At 63.2% G+C, this 23,347-nt stretch carries 19 protein-coding genes; 5 read left to right on the forward strand and 14 right to left on the reverse strand.

Annotated features, from left to right (window positions below):
• Positions 1 to 40: 40 nt before the first annotated feature.
• The 4 genes from EHF33_RS17280 to EHF33_RS17295 all read right to left on the reverse strand — a co-directional run bounded on the left by EHF33_RS17280 (position 41) and on the right by EHF33_RS17295 (position 6,079).
• Positions 41 to 1,048 (reverse strand): serine hydrolase domain-containing protein, encoded by a 1,008-nt coding sequence (locus EHF33_RS17280; RefSeq protein ID WP_164473590.1) that lies wholly within the window; start codon positions 1,046 to 1,048, stop codon positions 41 to 43.
• On the reverse strand, positions 1,045 to 3,780 hold the full coding sequence (locus EHF33_RS17285; RefSeq protein WP_124874496.1) for a GAF domain-containing sensor histidine kinase: 2,736 nt from the start codon (positions 3,778 to 3,780) through the stop codon (positions 1,045 to 1,047). The genes EHF33_RS17280 and EHF33_RS17285 overlap by 4 nt, the downstream gene beginning before the upstream one ends.
• A 96-nt stretch (positions 3,781 to 3,876) precedes the next feature.
• Positions 3,877 to 5,421, reverse strand: coding sequence for an FAD-dependent monooxygenase (locus EHF33_RS17290; RefSeq protein ID WP_124874498.1), 1,545 nt, complete (start codon positions 5,419 to 5,421; stop codon positions 3,877 to 3,879).
• A 22-nt stretch (positions 5,422 to 5,443) separates the two neighbouring features.
• On the reverse strand, positions 5,444 to 6,079 hold the full coding sequence (locus tag EHF33_RS17295) for a TetR/AcrR family transcriptional regulator (RefSeq protein WP_124874500.1): 636 nt from the start codon (positions 6,077 to 6,079) through the stop codon (positions 5,444 to 5,446).
• 114 nt (positions 6,080 to 6,193) lie between these two features.
• Between EHF33_RS17295 and EHF33_RS17300 the strand changes: the two genes are divergently transcribed.
• Entirely contained in the window at positions 6,194 to 6,679 is a 486-nt protein-coding gene (locus EHF33_RS17300; RefSeq protein ID WP_124874502.1) for a universal stress protein, read from the forward strand.
• Positions 6,680 to 6,694: 15 nt separating this feature from the next.
• On the opposite strand, the gene EHF33_RS17305 is transcribed toward EHF33_RS17300, so the two are convergent.
• Positions 6,695 to 7,405 carry an IclR family transcriptional regulator gene (locus tag EHF33_RS17305; protein ID WP_124874504.1) on the reverse strand — a complete coding sequence of 237 codons (711 nt, stop codon included), beginning with the start codon at positions 7,403 to 7,405 and terminating at the stop codon, positions 6,695 to 6,697.
• A 73-nt stretch (positions 7,406 to 7,478) separates the two neighbouring features.
• On the opposite strand from EHF33_RS17305, the gene hutU reads away from it, so the two are divergent.
• The 4 genes from hutU (at position 7,479) to hutH (ending at position 12,813) form a co-directional block, all read left to right on the forward strand.
• The gene (gene hutU / locus EHF33_RS17310) at positions 7,479 to 9,149 is read left to right on the forward strand and encodes a urocanate hydratase (protein ID WP_124874506.1); all 1,671 of its coding nucleotides are present in this window, start codon (positions 7,479 to 7,481) and stop codon (positions 9,147 to 9,149) included.
• A gap of 76 nt (positions 9,150 to 9,225) precedes the next feature.
• Positions 9,226 to 10,134: an arginase family protein gene (locus tag EHF33_RS17315; RefSeq protein WP_124874508.1), complete on the forward strand. Its 909-nt coding sequence runs from the start codon at positions 9,226 to 9,228 to the stop codon at positions 10,132 to 10,134.
• On the forward strand, positions 10,127 to 11,332 hold the full coding sequence (gene hutI / locus EHF33_RS17320) for an imidazolonepropionase (protein WP_124874510.1): 1,206 nt from the start codon (positions 10,127 to 10,129) through the stop codon (positions 11,330 to 11,332). The genes EHF33_RS17315 and hutI overlap by 8 nt, the downstream gene beginning before the upstream one ends.
• Positions 11,329 to 12,813 (forward strand): histidine ammonia-lyase, encoded by a 1,485-nt coding sequence (gene hutH, locus EHF33_RS17325; RefSeq protein ID WP_124874512.1) that lies wholly within the window; start codon positions 11,329 to 11,331, stop codon positions 12,811 to 12,813. The genes hutI and hutH overlap by 4 nt, the downstream gene beginning before the upstream one ends.
• A gap of 162 nt (positions 12,814 to 12,975) precedes the next feature.
• Here hutH and EHF33_RS17330 read toward each other — a convergent pair whose 3' ends face one another.
• The 9 genes from EHF33_RS17330 to EHF33_RS17370 form a co-directional block, all read right to left on the reverse strand.
• Positions 12,976 to 14,808, reverse strand: a complete 1,833-nt coding sequence (locus EHF33_RS17330; RefSeq protein WP_124874514.1) for an efflux RND transporter periplasmic adaptor subunit — start codon at positions 14,806 to 14,808, stop codon at positions 12,976 to 12,978.
• 103 nt (positions 14,809 to 14,911) lie between these two features.
• Positions 14,912 to 16,504, reverse strand: a complete 1,593-nt coding sequence (locus EHF33_RS17335) for a DHA2 family efflux MFS transporter permease subunit (RefSeq protein WP_124874516.1) — start codon at positions 16,502 to 16,504, stop codon at positions 14,912 to 14,914.
• Between the two features lie 127 nt (positions 16,505 to 16,631).
• The gene (locus EHF33_RS17340; protein WP_124874518.1) at positions 16,632 to 17,678 is read right to left on the reverse strand and encodes a TolC family protein; all 1,047 of its coding nucleotides are present in this window, start codon (positions 17,676 to 17,678) and stop codon (positions 16,632 to 16,634) included.
• Between the two features lie 25 nt (positions 17,679 to 17,703).
• Positions 17,704 to 19,101, reverse strand: coding sequence for a TolC family protein (locus EHF33_RS17345; RefSeq protein WP_124874520.1), 1,398 nt, complete (start codon positions 19,099 to 19,101; stop codon positions 17,704 to 17,706).
• 92 nt (positions 19,102 to 19,193) lie between these two features.
• Positions 19,194 to 19,763 (reverse strand): MarR family winged helix-turn-helix transcriptional regulator, encoded by a 570-nt coding sequence (locus EHF33_RS17350; RefSeq protein WP_124874522.1) that lies wholly within the window; start codon positions 19,761 to 19,763, stop codon positions 19,194 to 19,196.
• Positions 19,764 to 20,017: 254 nt separating this feature from the next.
• Positions 20,018 to 20,794 (reverse strand): SDR family NAD(P)-dependent oxidoreductase, encoded by a 777-nt coding sequence (locus EHF33_RS17355; RefSeq protein ID WP_241191389.1) that lies wholly within the window; start codon positions 20,792 to 20,794, stop codon positions 20,018 to 20,020.
• A 132-nt stretch (positions 20,795 to 20,926) separates the two neighbouring features.
• Positions 20,927 to 21,280 carry a hypothetical protein gene (locus EHF33_RS17360; protein ID WP_124874526.1) on the reverse strand — a complete coding sequence of 118 codons (354 nt, stop codon included), beginning with the start codon at positions 21,278 to 21,280 and terminating at the stop codon, positions 20,927 to 20,929.
• Positions 21,281 to 21,408: 128 nt separating this feature from the next.
• The gene (locus EHF33_RS17365; RefSeq protein ID WP_241191390.1) at positions 21,409 to 22,911 is read right to left on the reverse strand and encodes a dihydrolipoamide acetyltransferase family protein; all 1,503 of its coding nucleotides are present in this window, start codon (positions 22,909 to 22,911) and stop codon (positions 21,409 to 21,411) included.
• Complete coding sequence (locus tag EHF33_RS17370; protein ID WP_124874528.1) at positions 22,904 to 23,341, reverse strand: thioesterase family protein; 438 nt, start codon at positions 23,339 to 23,341, stop codon at positions 22,904 to 22,906. Before EHF33_RS17370 ends, EHF33_RS17365 begins: the two co-directional genes overlap by 8 nt.
• Between the last annotated feature and the right edge of the window lie 6 nt (positions 23,342 to 23,347).

Consider the following 23,347-nt stretch of genomic DNA (forward strand, 5'->3'; position numbering starts at 1 on the left):
TTATAGCGCGGTTTGTGGAGACAGCTCAGCCGGTGTTCGGTTATTTCGACAAAGTCGAATGCACCGCGTCGTGGAACTCGCGCCGCAGCCTCACGATCTCGCCCGCCGTGCCGTGCCGCGCCGGGTGGACGCGGTTGGTCAGCAGCGTGATGGCGTATCCGCGCTGCGGCTCAATCCAGACGCTCGTTCCGGTAAAGCCAGTGTGACCGTAGCCTTCGGGGCTGGCAAGGTTCCCGCCGAAACTGTCCAGCGTGCTGAGTTGCCAGCCCAACCCGCGCCGCACCTCGGCGTTGGCGGCGAACTCCTGTCGGGCGAGGCGCAAGATTGGCGGCGGCAACAAAGTTTCGTTCAAGTATCGCCGCGCCAAATCCGTCACCGCGCCCAGCGTCCCAAACGCTCCGGCGTGGCCGCTGACGCCCTGCATGGCGAAGGCATTTTCGTCGTGTACCACGCCCTGCAAGGTTTGCCCGCGCCAGGGATCGGTTTCGGTGGCGACAGCAGGGCCAGCCGGATTGAACGTCAGGCCGCTGCGCTTGGCCGCCAGTTCATCTAAAGGCTGCCCACGCAACCGTTCGGCCACCGCGCCCAGCACCATGAACCCAAAGTCCGAATAGAGCGGCCCCGCTCCGCCCGTCCAGAACTGGCGCTCCTGTAGCACCCGCTGAATCAAGGTGCTGCGGTCTGCTGGATAAAGGTAGAGTGGTGCCCACGCTTTGAGGCCCGCCGTGTGGCTGAGCAGCGCTGCGATGCTCTGGGTTTTGAGGCCGCCTTCCTGCATCCAGCCCGCTTCCGGCAGCACCTCGCCCACCGTTGTCGTCAGGCTCAGTTTGCCTTCGCTGATCAGGGCCAGCACTTCCGGCAGCGTCACCAGCACTTTGGTCAAGCTGGCGAGGTCGAACTGATGCTGGGGAGTCAGCGCCTCACCGGTCAGGCGGTTGGCGACGCCGCGCTGGTGCTCAACCTGCTCCCCCTCAGCCGTGACGATGCTGGCGGCGACGGCAGGAATAGAGCTGGCGTCCAATATTCCAAAAGCTTTATCGAAGTTCACCCTTGCACCTCTGCCACCGTCTTGTCGGCGTCCGGCAGGGTAAAAAAGAAGGTGCTGCCCTGGCCTTCCTCGGATTCCAGCCACATCTGCCCGCCGTGCCGCTCCACGATTTTGCGGGCAATCGCCAGCCCGATGCCGCTGCCCTCATACTGCTCGCGGCTGTGCAGGCGCTGAAAAATGGTGAAGATACGCTCGAAGAAAGCGGGAGCGATGCCGATACCGTTGTCGCTGATGGCAAAGCGCCAATGCGGGCCGTCTGGCTGGGCAATCACGCTCACCGCAGGCAGCCGGTCAGGAGCGCTGAATTTGATGGCGTTGCCGACCAGATTCTGAAAGACTTGGCGCAGCTGGGTCGCGTCGCCCTGCACGCTGGGCAGCGGGCCAACCTCAAGCGTGGCTTGACTGCGCTGGATTTGGTTTTGTAGATCATGGCCGACCGCTTCCAGCACACTGCTGAGCGCCACCGCCTTCATCGGCTGGGCGCTGGTGGACACCCGCGAAAAAGCCAGCAAATCTTGCAGCAGGCGGCTCATGCGGCCTGTGCCCTCGGTGATCATGCTCAGGTACACGTCGGCTTTGGGGTCGAGCTGGCCCCGGTATTTGCCCACCAAGAGCTGCGCGAAACTGGTGACGGTGCGGAGTGGTTCTTGGAGGTCATGGCTGGCGACGTAGGCGAACTGCTCTAACTCGTGGTTGCTGCGCTCCAACTCGCCGGAGCGCTCACGCAGCGCCAGCACGCTCCTTGCGCCTTCTTTGGCCAGCCCCAGACTGCCCACCACCGCTTCTAAGGTGGCGCGTTCGGCGGCGCTCCAGATCTGCTGACCAAACAGCGCCACCACGAAAACGCCGGTCGGCTCGCCCGCCACCATCACCGGCAAGGTCGCCGTGGCTCCCACTTCGTGGGTAAATTCTGCCAGGTTGTCGGTGTCGGGGTCGTAGCGGCCCTGATAGTACGGCTGCCGGGTCGTCCAGGGAATCAGCAGGTTCTGGGTGGCCTCAAACGGCAGGCCCGCGTCGATCAAGCGCTGCAACTCCGGCTCTCCGAGGTCGCCCACCTGCGATTTGAGCCGCCACAGCTCACCTTCAAGCCGGTAGTAAAGGGCGGTTCCCGGCGGCAACATCGACAGCGCCACTTCCTGCGCCCGCCGTACCAGACTCAGCTCCTCGGCCTGCAAAGTCAGGTCGCGGGTCAGCGCGGAGAAGGCTTCGAGCGCTTTGGTGCGGGCGGCGAGTTCAGCGCCCTGCGTCCGCAGCGCGGCGTCGGCGTCGGCACGTTCGAGCGCCAGATTCAGGCTGCGCCCCACCGCCCGCACGATGGCCCGGTCACGGTCATGCCACTGCACGCGGTTTCTGAGCCAGACACTCAAAAAGGCCCGCACCTGACCGCTGATCAGCACCGGATAGACGCCAGTGGTGCGGAACGGCTCGCCGCTGCCCGGCACCGAGTCGTGCCAGTCGTCCACGAAATGCGCCTCGCCGCTTTCCAGCGCCTCGGTAAACAGCGGCGTGCCCAGCGGCAGACCCAACACCACCCGCTGCGTCAGGTCGCTGCTGAGGTTGGGCGTGAACGCGCGGAGTTCCCAGTGTTCATCTGAGCGCTCGTGCAGGGTGCCGCTGAAATTCGGAAAGAAGGTGTCCAGAACGCTGAAGGCCTGCTCCGAGAGGGCCGCGAGGTCGTTGGTCTGGCTGCTGGCTTCGGAAAAACGGACGAAGGCGTCAAGCGCCTCGGTGCGCTCCTCTAAGGCGCGGCGGTGTTCGGCCCGCTCCAGGGCCAGCCCGAAACTGCGGCCCACCGCCCGAAAAACGGTGCGCTCACGGGTTGTCCAAACGGCGGTGTCGCGGCTGGCGGCGGTCAGCGCTCCGCAGGCTGCTCCATCCTGAAAAAACGGGTAAATCGCCACCGCTCGGTAGGCCTGAGACGGCTCCATTCCATCGTCGCGGGGATCCCAGCCGTCCACGAACAGGGGCTCACCCAGCGCGAGGGCTTGCCGGAAACTCGGCGCGTCGTAGCGCCCTGAGCGCAGCCGCGCCACCGCTTCGGGCGGCAGATCGGCCGACCAGACGTTCATCTGCCAGTGGTCTTCTTCGGGCTGATAGTAGGCCGCGCTGACGCCGCCCAGCGTACTCTGCAAAACTTCAATGGCCTTTTGCGCCAGCACCGGCACTTCCCTGCTCTGCGCCGAAACTTCGGTGAAGCGCACAAAAGCTTCGAGCGCTTCGGCTTGGCTGGCCGCTGCTTGGTTGGCCGCCCCGGAAAGGCTTTGTTCGGTGCCGGTTGGAGCTGAAAGTGGTGGCCCAGCCTGCGGAGGTGTGGCGCTTTTGTCTTGCTCCTCCAGCCGGTCTAGGGCGGCGATGATGTGAGCGGCCAAGCTGCCGACAAAGTGCCGCTCGGAGCGGCTCAGCGCTTCGGGGACTTCAAATGCCAGATGGCCGGATGTCGCGTGGCCCTGCAAACGTACAATCACGCCTTTACCGGACTCGGGATCGGCTTCTGGGCGCAGCAGATCGGCAGAGAGCGCCGCGCCTTGTTGGGCCACCACCCGCACGCCTGATCCGCGCGGCTCATTCAAGACGATGGCCGCTGAAGTCGCTCCCAAGTCGGTTTGGAGGGCGCTGAGCGTCAACGTGTAAACCTGTGCAAAATCGGCGGCGGCACTCAGGGCTTGGCTCCGTTCCCACAAGCGCTCAAGCAAGGTATCAGCGCGGAGCGCGGGCGGGGCCGAATCGGACATGCTTTAAGAATAGCGTGCTGGCCTGACTTGTTTTGTTAGAGCGCTGGTCAAAAAGAAGCTCTTGGTTGGACGGTGAGCGCAAGTGCGACGATCGCTTTAGACCAGCGCTGTTACCTGCTGTCCAACCTTCTGAGTTTCGGCCGCCGCTGGCAGCCAGCGCTCCGCGTACTTTTCCGCCGCCGTCCACTCGAATTCTGGTGCGGCCATTCCCACATATCCGTCTGGTCGCACCAGATAAAAAGCGTTTTCTGAGAAGCCGGCTTGCTGCGCTCCGCGCCCAAACCCAAAGACATGCAGCGGCACTTGCCATTGTCCGCACCACGTCAAAATCTCCGGCGATGGTGCGCCGTAGACGTGAACTTGCCAGCTCAGCGATTGGAGGGCCTCAAAATTCCCGCCGCTTTCGCTGTTCACCCAGGGCAGACGCTCGCCGCCGCTGACCCTGCCTGCTCGGCCCACGCTCAGCGGGCTGGTGGGGTAGCGAATGCGGAGCTGTGAAAGCGTCAAAAACAGCAGGCGGCGCAGTATCGGAGAGCGGCCCAGCAGTTTCAGGGCCACCGGAGCCCACTCGTTACGGATCAAGCGGGCCAGCGGCGAGGGGTTGATGACGCCGCTGAAGGCGCGGTCGGTGGTTTTGACCAGCGTCGCGGCGAAGGGCCGCCGCTCGGGGCCGTAGCTGGCGAGGGCTGCCGGGTCACCTGTTACCGCCTGCGCCAGCTTCCAAGCCGCGTTGGCCGCGTCTCCCAGTCCGGTGTTCATGCCCTGTCCGCCCACCGGACTATGGACGTGTGCCGCGTCGCCCAGCAGCAAGACCCGCCCCGCTTGAAACTGATCCGCCACGCGGTGATGCACGTTGTAGGTCGAAAACCACTGCACGTCTTCTACCTTGGCAATCTGCTGCCGGTCAATTTGCGGTCGCACCGCTTCAACACTCGGATGCTCGCCAGCGTCCGGCGGAAGTTGCCCCACGATGCGGTGGTGGTGGCGGCCCGGCAGCGGGAAGAAAGCCAGAAACTGATCGCCGTCCAGCGACATATTGAAATCGTTTTCGTGCAGCTCGCCGCTGGCAACCACGTCCGCCACAAAAAAGCGCTGCGAATAGGTGCCGCCCGAAAGTGGTATGCCCAATTGGTGCCTCACCGCGCTGCTCGCTCCATCGCAACCCGCGAGGTAAGCCGCCCGCACCGTCTGGGTGTGCTCCGCGTGTGTCAGGCTGGCCGTCACACCGCTCTCAGCCTGCTCAAAGCCGCTCAGCGCCGTTTCCCAGTCCACTTGTACACCCAGCGCTTTTAGTGCTTCCACCAACAGGGCTTCGTTCTGATCTTGGGTCAGAATGTACAAGTACGGATGCGGCGTCAGCTCCCGGCCTACGCCGTCAAAGCGCACGGAGGCCCGCAGATCGCCCCGCGTCCACAAGTTGACCCGGTCAATATGTCGGCCCCGACTCAGCGCTTCTTGACCGAGGCCCAGTTGATCATAAAATTCCAGCGTGCGGGCCTGCACCACGATGGCGCGGGTTTCCTCCGCCGGGCCGGGCTTGGGGTCAACGATCTTGACATCAATGCCCAACTTGGTCAGCCACAGCCCCAGCATCAGCCCAGTCGGGCCAGCGCCCGCGATCAGCACTTGTGTGGTGTTCACTGGCTTCCTCCTTTTGCGGTACTCACTTTTTTACGGTCAGCAAAAACAAATCCACCAGCTCGGCCAGCGTCTCCCGGCTCGGCGGCGTGGGAGGCCCCTGGCTGATCGGCTGGTCACTGAGCAGACCGTCTAACGCCACGAAACTGATCACTGGCCCGATCAACATGCGGGCGCTGAGGTTGAGGTTGGGCGCGTCAATGAGCCGGGCTTGGTGGGCGGCGCTCAGGAGGGCTTCCACGCCGGCCAGCAGCCGAGCTGGAAAAGCCCGGCGCAACGTGCCGCGCAGTTCGGGCAGGTGCACCGCCTCGCCGATCAAGAGGCGCAGCAGTGCGAGGGCGTCCGGCTGCATCACCTGAGCCGTGAAGGTGTGGGTGAGGCCGAGCAACCGGGCGCGGAGTTCGCTGAGACTCACTGGCGCAGCGGGCGCTTGCGGAGCGTCAAAAGCCCAGAGTTCCGCCATGACCACCGCGCTGAGCAGCTCCACTTTGGCCGGAAAATACACGTACAGCGTTTGCTTGCTGACGCCCGCCACTTGCCGGATGGACTCAGTGGAGGTGCGTCCGTAGCCCTGCGACAAAAAGAGCTGCCGGGCCGCCGCCATGATCTGCTGACGTTTGGCGGTAGCGCGGGGAGATTCGAGAATAACGGATTTGTTCATTTCAAACCGTACTGTACAGTTTGATCGGTGAACTTACAATCAATCAGCTTTCGTTCAAGTCATCCTCAAGTTTATTTCGCCCTTATTTTCGGGGGGATGCTCTAAGCTCAGGCCATGCTAAACAATGACGCAGATCAGGCCGCGCCCCAGAGCTATCACCGGATTCTGGTGGCGACGGGCGGCGCGGCCCACTCTCAAAAAGCAGTGGAACGGGCGATTGGTTTGGCCCAGCAGTTTGGAGCGGTGCTGGACGTGGTCGTGGTGGTGCCCACTCAGCGCGGCGTGATGGCCAGTATGGCCGCCGGCATTCCCGGCAGCGGCGAAATGGAAGAGCAGATTGCCCAGAGCCTCCACGACGTTCGTGAGGCCCATTTGAAGGCGGTGGTGGCCCGCGCCGAACAAGCCGGTTTGAATGTTTACCCTCACCTTCGCAGCGCCGCCAGAGCCGCCGACGTGATTTTGGATATCGCCGCCGAAACTGGGGCTGACCTCATTGTGCTGGGAAGGCGACACACCACCGCCCTGAGTGCCAACTTGGCGGGCAGCGTGGGCCTGAGTGTGAGCCGCGCCGCGCTGGTGGATGTGCTGATCACCCATTAGAGCGTTTGTCGTCTTCTAACTCGGCCCACCAAACTCACGCGCCGCCACTTGAACCTTTGCCAGCAGCGCCCGCTCACGCGCCAGAAAACGCGCCGTCGGAAGCTGAATCCCGAAGGCGGCCACCACTTCGCCCTCCCACCAAAGCGGCACGCTGGCGGCGCAGTGACCTGCCACCCACTCCTCGATGGCCAGCGCGGAACCGTCCGATCTCACCTTTTGGAGTTCGCCTGCCCATTCGTCGGGGGTGGTAATGGTGCTGGCGGTGAAGCGCTCAAAATCTGGTGCGGGCAACGGAGCAAAAGCGTAGAGCACCTTCCCGGCGGCGGTGGCGTTGGCCGGCAAGGTCACGTCGGTCTGAACCTGGCGGTGATCGGCGCTGGCGTCGCCCAAAGCGCGGTTGATGCAGATGACTTGCGGTCCTTCCAGCACGCAGATGAAGCCGAGCGACTGGGTGGCGGCGGCCAAGCTGGCGAGGGCGCTTCTGGCTGGCCCGAACCAGGGCAGGGCCGCGCTGAGCTGAGCGCCGAACTCAGCGAGTTGCCAGCTCAGGCGGTACTGGCCGCCGGAGACGCGCCGCACGAATCCGGCGTCGTGCAGGCCCGACAGGTAAGCTTGAACGGTGGCGCGGGGCCAGCCCAACTCGGCGGCCAGTGCCCGCACGCCCCACTGCGGCTGCGCGGCGCTGAAGGCCCGCAAAACGGTTCCGGCTTTGGTCAGGGTCTGCATTCTTAAAGTCTAGCTGTCCCGCATGGCTGGACACTCCTCTTGAGCCTGTCTCACCATCAGCCCAGACTGAGCCATGACCACTCCAACCCAGATTCGCGCTCCGCGTGGGCCAAACCGCACCGCCAAAGGCTGGATTCAGGAAGCCGCCAAGCGCATGCTGATGAACAACCTCGATCCTGAAGTGGCCGAGCACCCTGAAGACCTGATCGTTTACGGCGGGCGCGGCAAGGCGGCCCGCGACTGGCCGAGCTTTCACAAAATCGTGGAAGTGCTTGACCGCCTGGAGAACGACCAGACCTTGCTGGTGCAGTCGGGCAAGCCGGTGGCGGTGCTGACCACCCACGCCCTCGCGCCGCGCGTGCTGATCGCCAACAGCAACCTGGTGCCGCACTGGGCCAACTGGGAAACCTTCGACAAGCTCGACCAAGCTGGGCTGATGATGTACGGCCAGATGACCGCCGGAAGCTGGATCTATATCGGCACCCAGGGCATCTTGCAGGGCACCTACGAAACCTTTGCGAGTGCGGCCAACAAACACTTCGGCGGCACGCTCAAGCACACCATCACCGTGACGGCGGGTCTCGGGGGCATGGGCGGAGCGCAGCCGTTGGCGGTCAAGCTGGCGGGCGGAGTCAGCATCAATATTGAGGTGGATCCGACCCGCATTCAAAAGAGATTGGACACCCGCTACTTAGACACGGTGGCCCCCGATCTGGACGCGGCTCTCAAGTTGGCCAAGGACGCCAAGCGGGAAGGCCAAGCGCTCAGCATCGGCTTACTCGGGAACGCCGCCGAAATCGTGCCGGAACTGGTGCGCCGGGGGTTCACGCCCGATCTGGTGACCGACCAGACCAGCGCCCACGACCCGATGTGGGGGTATCTGCCGCCCGCACAGGCTGACGAAGATCTGGGCGAGTTGCGCCGCAGTCAGCCCGAAACCTATCTGGAACGCGCCAGAGCGGGCATGGCCGAGCACGTGCGGGCCATGCTGGAGCTCCAGAAGCGCGGAGCGGTGGCTTTCGATTACGGCAACAATCTGCGCGAACAGGCCCGCATCGCTGGCGTCGCCAATGCGTTTGACTACCCCGGTTTCGTGCCTGCCTTTATCCGCGACAGCTTCTGCGAGGGGCGCGGGCCGTTCCGCTGGGTGGCGCTCAGCGGCGATCCCGCCGACATTTACGCCACCGATCAGGCTTTGCTGGAGCTGTTCACCGACGACCAGCGCCTGCAATCTTGGCTCACCTACGCCGCCAAAGAGATTGCCTTTCAGGGTCTGCCCGCCCGCATCTGCTGGCTGGGGTACCGTGAGCGTGACAGGGCCGCCAAACTCTTCAACGAAATGGTCGCTGATGGGCGACTCTCGGCCCCCATCGTGATTGGCCGCGATCACCTCGACGCCGGAAGTGTCGCCAGTCCTTACCGCGAAACCGAGGCGATGCTCGACGGCTCCGACGCGGTATCCGACTGGCCGCTGCTCAACTTCGCGGTGGGCGTGGCCTCCGGCGCGGGCTGGATGAGCTTTCACCACGGTGGCGGCGTGGGCATGGGCTACAGCCAGCATTCGGGTCTGGTGGCGGTGGCCGACGGCAGTGAGGAAGCCGCCTGGAGGCTGTCGCGCTGCCTGACCAACGATCCGGCGATGGGCGTCATTCGCCACGCCGACGCCGGCTACACGCTGGCGCAGGATGTGGCTCGGGAACGCGGGCTGGATTTGCCGAGCCTGGGGATCGAGGAACGGGCATGAGACAGCAGGCTTTAACAGTGGTCTGTAGGGTGTTACTCGGTGTTTCAGCTTCTCAAGAGAGTTGTGAAACCAAAACATGACTCCTAGCCACCTCCCCTTCGCTGGAATTGCCACCTTCGCCCGTGCTCCGCACCACGCCCCCGACGCCGACTGGCAAGCCGACGTGGCCGTGCTGGGCGTGCCCTACGACATCGCCCTCGGCTTCCGCCCCGGCGCTCGATTTGCGCCGCGTGCCATTCGGGAAGCGTCCCTGCGGTATGTCCCGCCCTTCACGGGGCTGGATGGCCGAACCCGCCTAGAGGCCGTGAGCTTCGTAGACGCTGGAGACGTGGTGCTGCCCAGCTTAGAACCCGAACTGATGCGTCAGCGCACCACCGAAGCCGCCCGAGCCGTGCGGAGTCGCTGCCGCCTGCCAGTCTTTCTGGGCGGCGATCACAGCGTCACCTTCCCGCTGCTGTGCGCCTACGACGATGTTCCCGATCTGCACATCGTTCAACTGGACGCCCATTTAGACTTCACCGACGTTCGCAACGACACCAAATTCAGCAATTCCAGTCCGTTTCGGCGGGCTTGCGACGCCCTACCCAACCTTAAGCACATCACCACGCTGGGGCTACGCGGCTTGAGATTCGATCCTGAAGCGGTGGCGGCGGCCCGTCAGCGCGGCCACACTCTGGTCACCATGACCGAGCTGGAAACCAACCTCAGTGCCGTGCTGGACGCCCTGCCCACTGGGAAATCCGTCTATTTGAGCGTGGATGTAGACGGCCTCGATCCCGCCGTACTGCCCGGCACCAGCAGCCCCGAACCGGATGGCCTGAGTTACGCGCTCGCCACGCGTCTCATCTGCGCCGTGACCGCCCGCAACACACTGGTTGGTCTAGACGTGGTGGAGCTGGCCCCCAACCTCGATCCCAGCGGACGCAGCGAGCTGATCGCGGCCCGGCTGATCATGGAAACGCTGTGCGGGGCGCTGGATGACTGAAGTTCTGTTCACAAACATCGCCCAGCTCGTCACGCCCGAAGCTGGCCCCCAGCGCGGCGCGGCCATGCGCGAGCTGACCATCCTCCCCGACGCCGCCCTGCTTGTCCGCGACGGCTTGATCGCCTGGGTGGGCCGTGCAAAAGACGCCCCCAAGGCTCAGCAGACGCACGACCTCGGCGGCGTGGCCGTTGTCCCAGCACTGATTGACCCTCATACCCACGCTGTCTGGGCCGGAGACCGCCTCAGCGACTTCGAGGCCCGCGTGGAAGGCGTCCCCTACGAGACCATTCTGGCGCGGGGCGGCGGCATTCGCAGCACCATGCGGGCCACCCGGCAAGCCAGTTTGGACGAATTGGTGGCATTGGCCTTGCCACGCTTGCAAGCACTTACGGCGTCAGGCGCAGCGACCATCGAAATCAAAAGTGGCTACGGCCTCGACTTTGAAACCGAAGTGCGAATGCTGGAAGCGGTGCGCCTGTTACGGGCTAAGGTTCCCGCCGACCTGCGCCCGACGCTGCTGCTTCACGTTCCACCCGAAGAAAACCGTGCCGAGTATGTTCAGGAGGTCTGCCACAGTCTGATTCCCTGCGTGGCCCGTGAACAGTTGGCCGAAGCGGTGGACGTGTTTTGCGAAACGGAAGCCTTCAGCGTTCCAGAGACCCGCGCCATGCTGGAAGCGGCCCGCTTGTGCGGCCTCAAGTTCAAACTGCACGCCGACCAGTTTCACGCGCTGGGCGGCACCGAACTGGCCTGCGAACTCGGTGCGCTGAGCGTTGACCACTTGGAAGCCAGCGGGGAGGCGCAGATCGCCGCGCTGGCCGCCAGTCCAACCGTCGCCACCGTCCTGCCGGGCGTGACCCTGCATCTGGGCTTACCCGCCGCCCCTGCCCGTGCGCTGGTCGATGCGGGGGCGTGCGTGGCGCTCGGCACCGACCTCAACCCGGGCAGTGCGCCCGTGTTCTCGGCTCAGCTGGCGTTGGCCCTGGGAGTACGCCTTGACCGCCTGACCCCCGCCGAAGCCCTCACTGCCGCCACCGTCAATGCCGCCGCCGCGCTGGGCTTGACCGATAGGGGAGCCTTGAGCGTGGGCCAGCGGGCCGACTTCTTAGCGCTGCACTCCGCCGATTGGCGCGACCTTCCCTACACGCTGGGCGCAAATCCCATTCAATCAAGCTGGATCAAAGGCAGATTATTATGATTTTAGACCAAACCCTGACCCTCAGCGATTTTCAGCGCGTGGTGCGCGAATTTGGAGTCGTGGAACTCTCTCCCGCCGCCCGTCAGCGCATCCGAACGGCGCGGGCGGTCATTGAAAAGATCGTGGACGGCTCAGCGGCGGTTTACGGCGTCAACACCGGCTTTGGCAAGTTTGCCACCATCGGCATCGACCTTGCCCAGCTCGGCCAGCTCCAGCACAATCTGATCGTCTCACACGCCATTGGAATGGGTGCGCCGCTGCCACGTGAAGTGGTGCGCGGGATGCTGCTGCTCCGCGCCCAGTCGCTTTCGCTGGGGCATTCCGGCGTGCGCGAAGAAGTCGTGGAGTTGCTGCTTTCCCTGCTCAATGCCGACGCGCTGCCGGTCATCCCCGCGCAGGGTTCGGTGGGCGCGTCGGGCGACCTCGCGCCGCTGGCCCACCTTGCTCTGGCGCTGATCGGGCTGGGCGAGCTGGATTACGGCGGCGCAGTCCGTTCGGCTGCCGAGGTGCTGGCCGAGCTGAAGTTGAAGCCGCTGCAACTCCAAGCCAAAGAAGGGCTGGCCCTCATCAACGGCACCCAGCTGATGGGCAGTTTGCTGGCCCTCAGCGTGCTGGACGCTCAAACCCTGCTGACCAGTGCCAACCTCGCCGCCGCCATGACGGTGGAAGGCATGCGCGGCAGTCACCAGCCGTTCCGCGACGACGTTGTGCGGTTGCGGCCCCATCCGGGGGCACTCGAAGTCGCCGCCGAGCTGCGCTTTTATTTGCAGGGCAGTGAAATCGCGCCCTCGCATGCCGACTGTGGGCGGGTGCAGGACGCCTACAGTTTGCGGGCTGTGCCGCAAGTTCACGGAGCCACGCTGGACGTGATCCGGCACGCCGAGCGGGTGCTGGCGATTGAATTCGCCTCTGTCACTGACAACCCACTGGTTTTGCCCGAAACGAATGAGGTCATCAGCGGCGGTAACTTTCACGGCCAACCGCTGGCGCTGACTGCTGATGCGCTGTGTGTGGCGCTGGCCGAACTCGGCAGCATTTCCGAGCGCCGCTGTGAGCAGCTCCTCAATCCGGCGCTCTCGGGCCTGCCTGCTTTCCTGACCCCGCACGGCGGCCTAAACTCTGGCCTGATGATCGCCCAATATACTGCCGCCGCACTGGTCAGTGAGAATAAGGTGCTGTGTCATCCGGCCAGCGTAGACAGCATTCCCACCAGCGCCAACCAGGAAGACCACGTGAGCATGGGCGCACACGCTTGCCGCAAGCTGCGTGAGGTGCTGGAGAACGTGTTCACTGTCGTCAGCATTGAGCTGCTCTGCGCCGCTCAGGCGCTTGACTTTCAGCCGCTCACGGCAGGCGCGGGCGTGCAAGCCGCTCACGAAGTGATCCGCGAAGTGGTGCCGACTTTGGCCGAAGACCGCTACTTCAAGCCGGAGTTGGACGCTCTGCGCGGGAAAGTGCGGCGAGGGGAATTGTTGGCTTGACCTAATTTACAGGTGTGAAGTGGGTTCTTTTCACCCATCGCGCCTTATGGGAGGAGGTGAGGGTGTAACAATTCCGCCCCACACAAGGCCGTGTCATCAAAAAGCGGCAGCCCGACGCAACGCCAAGCCACCGCTTTTTTCTAAGTCTCGGAGCCCAATTCTTCAGTTGCCCTTTACTGGAGCGCCGTCCCAGAGGGCGTTCACGTTGCTGGTGACGATCTGCGCTCCGCTGGGCAATCCACCGTTGACGGCCACTTCAGCTTGGCCGCCTGCCGTGCCGCTGAGTCCGGTTTGAATCGGCGTGCGAACCGCTTTGCCGTCCTTGACCACATAGACGTAATTCTGCGCTCCGATGCGTGCAATCGCGCTGCTCGGCACGGTGGGTGAACCGGCGCTGACATCGGCGTTAATGGTGCCGGTGGCGACCATCCCTGCTCTGAGTTCGGCGTTGGCCGCGTCCAGCCTCGCTTCGATCGGGTAAAAGTCGCCGGTCGCCACCGAAGCGGGATTGATAGACGTGATCTTGGCCGAATAGCTGCGGTTGGGGAAGGCGTCGAACTTGATCTGCATCGGCTGACCTGCTTTGATCAGATTGGCCTGAGCCGCCGGAATGGTCGCCACGATTTTGCGCGGGTCGTTTTGCACGATCGTCATCAACGGTACGCCGGGAGCCGCCACCTCGCCGACCTCCACGTTCCGCGCCGACACCACGCCGTCAATCGGGCTTACCACGACTGCCTTGCCGATCATCAGCTTGAGGTTTTGCACGTTGGCCTGAGCCGCCTCCACCGCGCCGCCGCCCGCGTTCTGAGCTGCGACCTGGGCGTTGGTGTACTGGGTCTGGGCGTTTTGCAAGTCCTGTCTGGACACCCCGCCGAGTTTGTAGACTGCCGAAACGCGGTCAAGGGTGCTGGCCGCCAGTTGCAAGTTGGCCTGCGCCGAGTTGCCGCCGTTTTGCACCTGGCTGAGCGCCGCCTGCGCTCCGGCGAGCTGCGCCTGCAAATTGCTGTCGTCAATTCGGGCCAGCACTTCGCCTTTGGTGACGTTGTCGCCGACCTGCGCTCCGACTTTGGTGACGTTGCCCGCCACCTGCGCGGCAATGGTGACGTCATTGCCGGACGTCAGCGTGCCGACCACGTTGAGTTGCACCTTGAGCGGCTCGGGAGCGGCTGTCGCGGTTTTGACGCTGGTGGGCGTGCTGGGCGGATCGGTCAGATCGATGGTGACGCTGGCGCTCGAACCCGGCAGCAGCTTGGAGCGGTCGGCAGTGCTCAGGTAAATGGACACCGGGATCACCTGCGCGACTTTGGTGAAGTTGCCGTTGTCGGCCCCACCGCTGGGCAGGAGTGAAAAGGTGCTGGCGGTGGCCTGCCCGATCTGCTGCACCCGCCCGCTTAAGGTCTGTCCCGGCAAGGCGTCCAGCGTAACATGCACCGGCTGGCCCAGTTTGACTTTGCTGATCTGGTCTTCTTTGACATTGGCCGAAATGTAAGCGCTGGAATCGTCGGCGATGACGGCCAGCGACTGCCCGGTGGCGACCAGTTGCCCCACCAGAGCGCTGGACTGAATGACTTGCCCGCTGATCGGAGCGCGAATCAGCGAGCGCGAGGCCGTCAGCGGCGCGGTTTGCGAGAGCGCCCCCGCGTTGGCGGCGCTCGACTGCGCCACGGTGGAGGTGTCGATTTGCCCGATGACTTGCCCCGCCGTGACAGTGGTGCCCACTGCGACGTTCCACTGGAGCACCCGGCCCGGAATTTCCGGCACGATGTTGGCGGTGTTGGCGGCCACGCGGGCGTTGTCGGTGCTGACGTGTTGCGAGCCGTTATAGGCGTACCACCAGACGATGCCTCCCGCACCGAGCGCCACCAGCAGGCCGACGGTCAGCCCCAAAGCGCGGCGAGCGGGCGGCGTTTTTTTGGCTTGCGGAGCGGGCGCTTGAAGATCAGGTTTTTTCAGATCGGGTGTATTGCCTTCGGGTGTTTGTGCGGCTGTCATGGTGTGGTTTCCTCTCAGAACATGCTGGGTTCAAAAGTTTGGATTGGAGATGGGGCGGGCGTGAATGAATGAAGCAAAACCAACTCACTTTTGAGAACGGCCCTCAGTCCATCGCCGCGTGACCCGGCTCAGCCGCCACCTTGCCTTTTTTAAGTGCAGTCGCTGCCACCGCGCAGACTACCAGCGCCAGCGCAATGACGACCATCACGATGTCAAAGGTGTTGGTAAAGACGGTGGTGCCGATTTGGCGCTGCAACAGAGCGCTGAAAGCGGCCTGAGCATGGGCCGGATCGAGGCCGCTGGCTTGCAGCTTGGCCATGATGGTGCTGATGGTGTTTTGCTGCGCCACATTGCCCTGCTGGAGCAAGTTGGTGTATCCGGCCTGCTCGGTGTGGTTGTAGTGGTCAAAGAGTTGCACCATCAGCACTACGCCGAACGCCCCGCCGAGGCGGTTGATCACGTTGGTGATGGCGCTGGCCTGACCCGCCTGCATCGGCGGAATCTCGGAGACCGAGGCCGACTGGGTGGGAATCATGGCCAGGCCCATCCCGACTGAGCGCACGCAATTCCACCAGATAATCGAAAAGAAGGCTGTTTCGATGGTGAGCTGCCTAAAGAAGAACATTCCCATCGCAATAAACAACAGGCCTACCGGAACCAGGACACGCGGCCCTATTTTGTCATAAAGACGCCCCGCGAACGGCATGACCATGCCAGTCAAGAGGGCGGGCGGCAATTGCAAATACCCCGATTGAAATGCGCCGAGGCCGCGAATGCTCTGCATATACACCGGCAGATAAAACAGCACGCCGAACAGGGAAATGCTGATCACCATCAAAAGAATATTGGCAATCGCAAAAGAGCGGTATTTGAAGAGGCGCAAATTGAGCAGCGGGTGCGGAATGTGAAGCTGCCACCAGATAAAGAAGGCCATGCTGATGGCGCTGGTGTAGAGCAGCAGCACGATGCTCTCCGATCCCCAGCCCCAAGCGGTGCCCTCGGAAGTGGCCAGCAGCAAGCTGAACAGCGATACGGCAATCGCGCCCGCGCCCCACCAATCGAACGCCTCAGTGTGTACCGGAGCCACGTTCGGCACGCCGCGCAGCGCCATAAAGATGGCCAGCACACCCACCGGCAAGTTGATGGTAAAAATCCAGCGCCAGTCCACGAATTCCACCAGGTAGCCGCCCAGCGTGGGGCCGATGGCGGGGGCCAGCAAAATCGCCATGCCGAAGATGCCGCCCGCCGCGCCGAGCTGGTTGCGCGGCACCATCCGGATCATCATGGCCTGTACGGCAGGCATGATTAAGCCGCCGCCGATTGCCTGCACGATGCGGAAGGCGATCATGCTGTTGAGACTCCACGACAAAGCGCACAGCCCGGAGCCGATGGTAAAAATAATCAGCGCCACCACGTACATAGACCGGATGCCGAACTTGGCCCCGAGCCAGCCTGACAGCGGCGTGATGACGCCCAGTGCCAGCGTGTAGGCGGTAGACACCCATTCGATGCCTGCCTGATCTACTCCGAAGACGTTGATCATATCTGGCAGCGCCACATTGACGATGCTGGTGTCGAGCACGGCCATAAACGCGCCGATCACCAGAATAAGCAGCGGCGCTCGCCAGTTTTCTAGCTGCCCGGTGGCGGCGCTCGGCTGAACAGGCGGAGACGAGGGGGCGGAAGCGGTGGTCATGAAGTCTCCTTGAAAGTGGGGTTTTGGTGGAAGGGAGCGAGAGAGAGTTCGCTCTGCCCACCCTTGTTTTTCCTCCCCCTTTTCCGGAGAGGTTAGGGGGGTGGCTGAGCGAATCGGTTGCCTTCCCTCAGCGTCCGCCCGCTCCCACTCCTCCGACTCCGCCCGGCCCGGCCACCAGCGCGTAGTAGGCGCTCAGGGCCGCGTCGTCGGCCTGCTCTTTGGCGAGCGCGGCCTGCTGCTCGGCGATCTGGCTTTGCAGCAAAGAAAGCTGCGAAATCAGACCCTTAGCAAAGCGGTCTTGGTCGGCGCTCAGCTGCTTATCGGCGTTTTGGAGGGCGGCCTGCTTGACGGCGCGGTTTTTGCCCGCTTGCAAGTAGCTGTTATAAAGTGCTTGCGTTTGAATCCGGAAGCCGCGCTCGGCGGTGGCCGCGCCGGACTGAACTTGCTGAAGCTGGGTTTTGAGGGTGTTGATCTGTGAGGCCGAGACTGCCAGCGGGTCGAGCAAGTTGACTTGCAGTTGCAGCGCCGCCGCGCTCTGCTGGGCCTGAATCAAGGTGGGGTTGCGGCCCAGCACGTCTTCCACGGTGTTCGCGCCCACCGAGGCGGGTAAGCTGCTGGCCGGAATTGGGGCCACCGCCGTGAAAGCGCCGACCAAGCTCCGCAAGTTGGCGGTGGCGAGGGCCAAGCCGTCTTCGGTCACGTTGGCAGCTTGTTGGGCGGCCTGCACCTGATTCTGGGCCACCTGAGCGCTGATCTGGGTGCCGCCGCCTTTCTCATACTGGGTCTGGGCCACTTGAGCGCCTTTCTGGGCCAGATCCAGTCCGGCGCGGGTCAGTTTCACGGCGTCTTGGGCTTCGAGCACCTGGGTATAGGCCATCACGATCTGGCTGTCAGCCTGCGCGTCTGCCGCTTTCACGTTGGCCACTGCGAGGTCGTAAGCCTGCTGGGCTTTAAGCAAAGTGACTTTGGTCGCCAGCGGATCGGCTTTGGCTTTGGCGTAGTCGCTTTGGGCCGTCACCAGCGCGGCGCGGGCGGCGGTGACACTCGGCTGGGCGGCGCTTTGGTTCAGTGCGCTGGCCAGCGTCAGAGCGTTTTGGGCTTTGGCCGCGCCTGCGAAGCTGAGCATCAGGGTGAGCGGCAAAACGGCAAGGGGAAGCAGGGGGATTCGTTTCATGGTGACCTCTAAAGAAGGAGGGTGATTAAGGCTGTGTGGAAGCGGCTTTTTGGTCGGCGCTGTCCAAAGGCAGGGCGAAGAAGCTGTAAAACTTGGTGGTGGCGTCGGTGACCACGAGTTCGGCTTGGTTCAGCGCCAACTGCGCTTGATAGGTGGTCAGCGCGGCCTGCGCGATGTCCAGCGGAGCGCTGAGGCCAAGGTCTTGACGCGTGAGGGCGTTTTGCTGCTGCTGCTGGGCGAGGCTGAGGGCTTGCTGGGCCAGTTGCTGACCTCTTTGCGCCTGCGTTAGCGCGGCATTGAGCGCTGAGAGTTGCAAATCCGCTTGGCGGCGGGCGGCGTCTATGCCTGCCTGCGCCTGATTGACCGCGTTCTGAGCCAATTCCGGCGCACTCAGAATGCTGGCCGAAGCGTCGAAGTTGATGCCCAAACTCACCTGATCGCGCACCCGGTTCAGTGGCGGCGGGCGCGGCGAATAGGTAAAGGTCACTGCAGGCGACAAGTTGCGTGAGTCCAGCGACAGACCCACTCCAGCGGTGTCGGAGGTGTAGTGGGTGTAACTGGCCTGCACATTCGGCAGCGCGTTCCAACTGACCTGCGCCTGAGTGATCTGGGCACGCCTCAGCCCAAACTGGGCATGCCTGACGCTGACGGGCAGGCCGTTGGTGGGCGGCAACACGGCGGGCAAATTGGGCGCGTCGGCGTTGCCGGTCAAGTCCTTGAGGGTGGCCTGAGCCAGCGCCAGGTTTTCTTGTGCCTGCGCCGCGCCGCTGGCGGCTTGGGCCAGCACCAATTGGGCCTGCTGCACGTCGGTGAGGGTCGCGCCGCCACCTTGCAAACGGTTTTGGGCGGCTTGCAGGGCGAGCTGGGCGGTGGCCTGCACCTGCTGGGCCAGACTCACGGTGCTGCGGCTCAGGGTTTCGCGCTGAGCGGCCAAGAGCGCTTGCGCTTCCAAAGCGGCCACCGCCGAGCGGTAGCCAAGCTGGGCCTGTTCGGTGGCGAGGGCGGCCTGCTGTTGCCGCGCCGCCGTGTCGCCCACCGGGTAAGGTGTGGCCCGAATCGCCAGATTCAGCGTGCCGGTGTTGCCGCCCACTGGCGCACACGGACTGGTCAGCAGCGCCAGCGGCGAGGTGGCGCACACGGCAGGCAGGCTGTCGGCATTCAAGATGTCAGACAAGCCGCCCGACACCGAGCCGCTCACCGGAAAGTCTGCGCCGTTTTGCTGAATCTGGGCCGCTTGCAGCGCCAGCCGAGCTTGCACCAAGCTGGGATACTGTTGCAGCGGCGCAAAAAACTGGCTGAGCGGGGTGATGGCGGGTGCTGAGGTCGGGACTGTGGGAGCTGTGGGCGGCACGGGTGGAGCTGCCGTTTCGGTCTGGGCCTGTGCCGGGCCGAGCAAGGCAGCGCTGACAATGAGCCATTTCAAAGCAGAGTGGTGGAACAAAGCGGGCCTCCAAACGTGGTGCCAAGTCGTGCTGAAAAGAGCCAAAAGCAGTCTGCTGAAGTGGGCGGTTACGGCTACGTCAATTCAGCCGCTTCACCTTTGACTGCCCTGCTCCAGATTTCAAAGACCCGCGTGCCGATGTGCAGCAGTTGGCCGCGCTCGTCCGGCGTGAGTTGACTGAGCAGTCCAGCAAGGTGGTGGCGAAAGGCGTCGTCAAAAATGGCGTAGACAGCTTGGCCCAGCGGCGTGACGCTCACCAAGATGATCCGGCGGTCATGGTCGTCGCTGCGGCGTGACAGCAGGCCGCGCTGCACCAGCAGATCGACCGTGCGGCTGGCGCTGCTCAGCGGAATCCCGAGTCGCCCGCTGACTTCGCTCATGCGCTGCCCTTCGTTGCTGACGCCCCCGAGCATCCGGTGTGAGCGGTAAAATTGCCACAGCAACCCCATCTGCTCAGGGCCGGCCACGTCACTCAGCCCGGCCGCTTGAAGCTGCGCCTGCATCCGGCGGCTCCACGGCGGAGCAATATCCTGCGAGCTGAATTTCACGCGCCCAAACTCGCTCACCAGCGTCAGCAGCGCTTCGAGCTGTCCTGAGTCCACCTCCTCTGGGCTGTAACTGTTTTCAGGGTGGAAATGTTTCACGGTGGTAACGTATGACCCTCAAATAATGTTTAAATGAAATTTTTGCCGTTTGAGCAGGCGTTTACTGCTGTTTTCTCTCAAAGGTTTTCTTCGTGCTGGCACAGCTTTAGAGCGCTTGTCAGGGTAATGAGCTGAGCCAGAAGCATACTCAGCTGTCCATCCTTCCAAACGCTCTCTTTAGTTCACTCTTGTTTGTTCTCAGGCAAAGCGGCATCTGCCAAGCCCGCCTGCTCGGTCAAAGTGAACATCCTTATCTAAAGTGCTTGTTTGCCGCGCCGCAATTGCTCCCAACTGCCGTCCGAAGCCCAGCCGCCGTCCACGCTGAGGCTCACGCCATTGACGAACGGACTCTGCGCCGGATCGGTCAAATACAAAATGGCCCGCGCGATATCGTCGGGTGAGGCAAAGCGGCCCATCGGCACCCGGCCCTTGATGTCGGCGTCGGTGTATGCGCCCGATCCCATGTCATGAATGTCCATCTCGGTTTTGACCCAGCCGGGACACACCGCGTTGACCCGCACCCCGCGTGCGCCCCACTCGGCGGCCAGCGTGCGCGTCAGGCCAATCAAGCCGTGTTTGCTGGCATTGTAAGCCGCCCTATCAATGATGCCCAGCAGTCCCGCCACCGAGGCCACGTTGACAATGCTGCCGCCACGCTGCGAGAGCATGACCTTGCCGAGTTCGCGGCACAGCAAGAACGGCGCGGTCAGGTTGACGTCCAGCACCCGCTTAAAATTTGTGGCCGTGGTGTCTTCGGCGGGCGTAATAAAGCTGATCCCGGCATTGTTGACCAGCGCGTCTACCCGCCCCCAGCGCTGCATAATCGCCTGCGTGTGGGCCAGCACCACCCCTTCGTCGCTGAGGTCGCCCTCAAGCGAAATGGCGTCGGCTCCGGCGGGCAGGGGAGAGGCCTGCAAATCCAAAAGGGCCAAAGCGTCGCCGCGTTCGGCGCACAGCTCTGCCGCCCTGCGCCCGATGCCCTGCGCCGCGCCAGTAATGACCGTTACGCGCTTTGAAGTGAGAGGATTCATGCTCCAAGCTTGGCACATCAGCACTCAAAAGAGCAGCTTGGGAGAGCGTTTAGAAACTCACCAAAGATTGCTGGCGAGTGGAATACGAAAAACCACGGAGGGCTATATTTATTGTGCTGTTCGGCTGATGTGTTAAGAGCCGCGCACCGCCAGCTTTTTGCTGACCAGCCAATCGGCAATGTCTTGGTTTCTAAACGTCAGTGTTCCTTCTGGATAGCTGCTGACTTTGGTGACTTTGAATTGCACGCGGGCGTCTTTGGTGATGAGCTTTCTGACGGCGGCGGCAGAACCCTCTTTGCACTTGACGCCGCTGAGCTTGCCGCCCAAGCTGCTGCTGGGGGTATTCAGGCCGAGGTCGAGCATAAACGAGCATTCATCATTAAAAAAAAGCAGCCGCCCGCTGACGCCGCTGCTTTGAGCGAAGGCTGGAGCACTGAAGAGTAGTGAAACAAGTAGGGTGCGTCCAAACATCAACAAGGCCATCATCTCCTTCCCACCGGCTCGCTGTGCCGGTTGAACTTCGGGGTGTGATGATGACCTTAGAGGATGTGTTCTAACACGGCTCTTAACCGGGCAGTCTGGACGTTGCTTTAGGTATCTTGAACGCTTTTGCTTTAGTCGCCCAACACCAACCGGGAAGGTTTTTCGAGCAGCCACAGGACTTTTTTCAGGAAACGGGCCGCGTCTGCGCCGTCCACGAGGCGGTGATCGAAGCTCAGCGTCAGGTACATCATCGGCCGAATGGCGATCACGTCCGCGCCGTTTTCTTCCACGACCACTGCCCGCTTGACGATGCTGTGCACCGACATGATGCCTGCTGCCGGAGGCGAGACAATCGGTACACCCATCATCGAACCCACCGAGCCGATATTGGACACCGTGAAGGTGGCGTCGCTCATCTCAGCGGGTTTGAGCGTGTTGCTGCGGGCTTTTTCGGCCAACTCGCTGATTTCGCGGGCCAGGGTCAGCAGGCCCTTGCGGTCTACGTCGCGGATGACCGGCACCACCAAACCGCCCTCAGTATTGACGGCCATGCCCAAGTGTACGAAGTCTTTGTAGACCACTTCGCCCGACGCGGTGTCTAGGCTGCTGTTGACCGCCGGAAACTCGCGCAGGGTCAAGCTGGCCGCCTTGAGGAAAAACGGCAGGTAAGAGAGCTTGACGCCCTGCTTTTGCGCGTCGGCTTTGAGCTCGTCGCGCAGGGCCATCAGGCCGGTGCAGTCGAGTTCCTCGATGGTGTGGGTCTGGGCGCTGTGGAGCGTGGCGGCTAGTAAGCCCTGCGAAGTGGCGCGGCGCACGCCCCGCAGCGGGGTGCGGGTTTCGCGGCTTTCGTATCCGGCAGGCGTGCGGTAAACCGGCGGCGCAGGCGGGGGCCAGTCGGTGCTGCTGGTTTTGGCTGGCAGTGGCGCTTGCATTTGGGCCGGAGCCTGAACCTGAACCGGCGCACTCGCTGGAGCGCTGGCGTGGGCGTGCACGTCGCCGGAGCGAATCCGGCCATTCGGGCCGCTGCCGAGCACTTCCGCAATAGAAATGCCCAGTTCGCGGGCCAGCCGCCTCGCCGAAGGTACGGCCCGCACCTGTCCGGGCGCAGGCGTGGTTTCGGATAAGCCCTTGGTGGTGGGCTGTGCGGCGGCAACAGGTTGGGGCGCGGCGGGCGCGGGCTTGGTCGCCACCGCTGTTGCGCCCGACTTGCCGCCCTTACTGAATCCCGCAAACGCCGCCTTGGCTTTGTTCGGGTCACTCTGGTGGGCGGCTGAGCCTTCAATAATGCTGCGCTCGGCGTCGAGTTCAATCTCGGCTTCGCTGTCCTGAGTGGGCGCGTCGGGGATTGGGGAGGGGGCGAGTTGGGTGGTTTCGGGTTTACTCGCCACCACACCGTCTAGAATTTCTTCCACCTGCGCCAGCACGCCGTGAACCGGCACGATGTCGCCGACGCTGACCATCCGCTTGACGACCTTGCCACCAAACGGGGCGGGCAACTCCACCGTCACTTTGTCGGTCATGACTTCCAGCACAGGCTGGCCTTCTTCGATGATGTCGCCTTCTTCTACCAGCCAAGCCAAAATTTCGCCTTCAACCACCGATTCGGCCAAAGTAGGCAGCGTTAAATCACGCATGATGCTTCTCCTCTTGTTGGTACTCGTTCCAGCGCTGCCGCAACGTGTCAAAGCCGTGTTCGAGTTTCGTGGCCTGAGTGATGTACTGCACGGTCTGTCCGGTGGCCACCACGTCTCCGAGTTCGGAAATGGCCCGCAGATCGGCGTATAGACGCCGCCCCTCGGTCTTGACGGCCACCGCCGTGACGCTCACCCGCATTCCCGGCAGCGCCGAAGCGGTGTGCTCGACGCTGACGTTGGTGCCGATGCCGCCGTCGCCTTCTTCCAAAAAAGGCAGCAGCAGTTTGCGTCCGGCTTCCTCAAAGTGCTTGGCGATCCAGTACGTCGCGTAAACCGGATGCCCCGCGCCGAGTTCTTCAAAATTCACGGTCATGCTGTCGGTCACGAGAATACTGAGTTCGGCGGTGTGGCCTTCGGGAATCTCCTTCATTCGGCC

Origin of the sequence: Deinococcus psychrotolerans, assembly GCF_003860465.1 — a bacterium.
Taxonomy (GTDB): domain Bacteria; phylum Deinococcota; class Deinococci; order Deinococcales; family Deinococcaceae; genus Deinococcus; species Deinococcus psychrotolerans.

Coding starts and splice junctions, on each gene's coding strand:
- EHF33_RS17285 (WP_124874496.1), bottom strand. CDS start 3,780: ATGTCCGATTCGGCCCCGCCCGCGCTCCGCGCTGATACCTTGCTTGAG.
- EHF33_RS17295 (WP_124874500.1), bottom strand. CDS start 6,079: ATGAACAAATCCGTTATTCTCGAATCTCCCCGCGCTACCGCCAAACGT.
- EHF33_RS17300 (WP_124874502.1), top strand. CDS start 6,194: ATGCTAAACAATGACGCAGATCAGGCCGCGCCCCAGAGCTATCACCGG.
- EHF33_RS17305 (WP_124874504.1), bottom strand. CDS start 7,405: ATGCAGACCCTGACCAAAGCCGGAACCGTTTTGCGGGCCTTCAGCGCC.
- hutU (WP_124874506.1), top strand. CDS start 7,479: ATGACCACTCCAACCCAGATTCGCGCTCCGCGTGGGCCAAACCGCACC.
- EHF33_RS17315 (WP_124874508.1), top strand. CDS start 9,226: ATGACTCCTAGCCACCTCCCCTTCGCTGGAATTGCCACCTTCGCCCGT.
- hutI (WP_124874510.1), top strand. CDS start 10,127: ATGACTGAAGTTCTGTTCACAAACATCGCCCAGCTCGTCACGCCCGAA.
- hutH (WP_124874512.1), top strand. CDS start 11,329: ATGATTTTAGACCAAACCCTGACCCTCAGCGATTTTCAGCGCGTGGTG.
- EHF33_RS17330 (WP_124874514.1), bottom strand. CDS start 14,808: ATGACAGCCGCACAAACACCCGAAGGCAATACACCCGATCTGAAAAAA.
- EHF33_RS17335 (WP_124874516.1), bottom strand. CDS start 16,504: ATGACCACCGCTTCCGCCCCCTCGTCTCCGCCTGTTCAGCCGAGCGCC.
- EHF33_RS17340 (WP_124874518.1), bottom strand. CDS start 17,678: ATGAAACGAATCCCCCTGCTTCCCCTTGCCGTTTTGCCGCTCACCCTG.
- EHF33_RS17355 (WP_241191389.1), bottom strand. CDS start 20,794: ATGAATCCTCTCACTTCAAAGCGCGTAACGGTCATTACTGGCGCGGCG.
- EHF33_RS17360 (WP_124874526.1), bottom strand. CDS start 21,280: ATGATGGCCTTGTTGATGTTTGGACGCACCCTACTTGTTTCACTACTC.
- EHF33_RS17365 (WP_241191390.1), bottom strand. CDS start 22,911: ATGCGTGATTTAACGCTGCCTACTTTGGCCGAATCGGTGGTTGAAGGC.
- EHF33_RS17370 (WP_124874528.1), bottom strand. CDS start 23,341: ATGAAGGAGATTCCCGAAGGCCACACCGCCGAACTCAGTATTCTCGTG.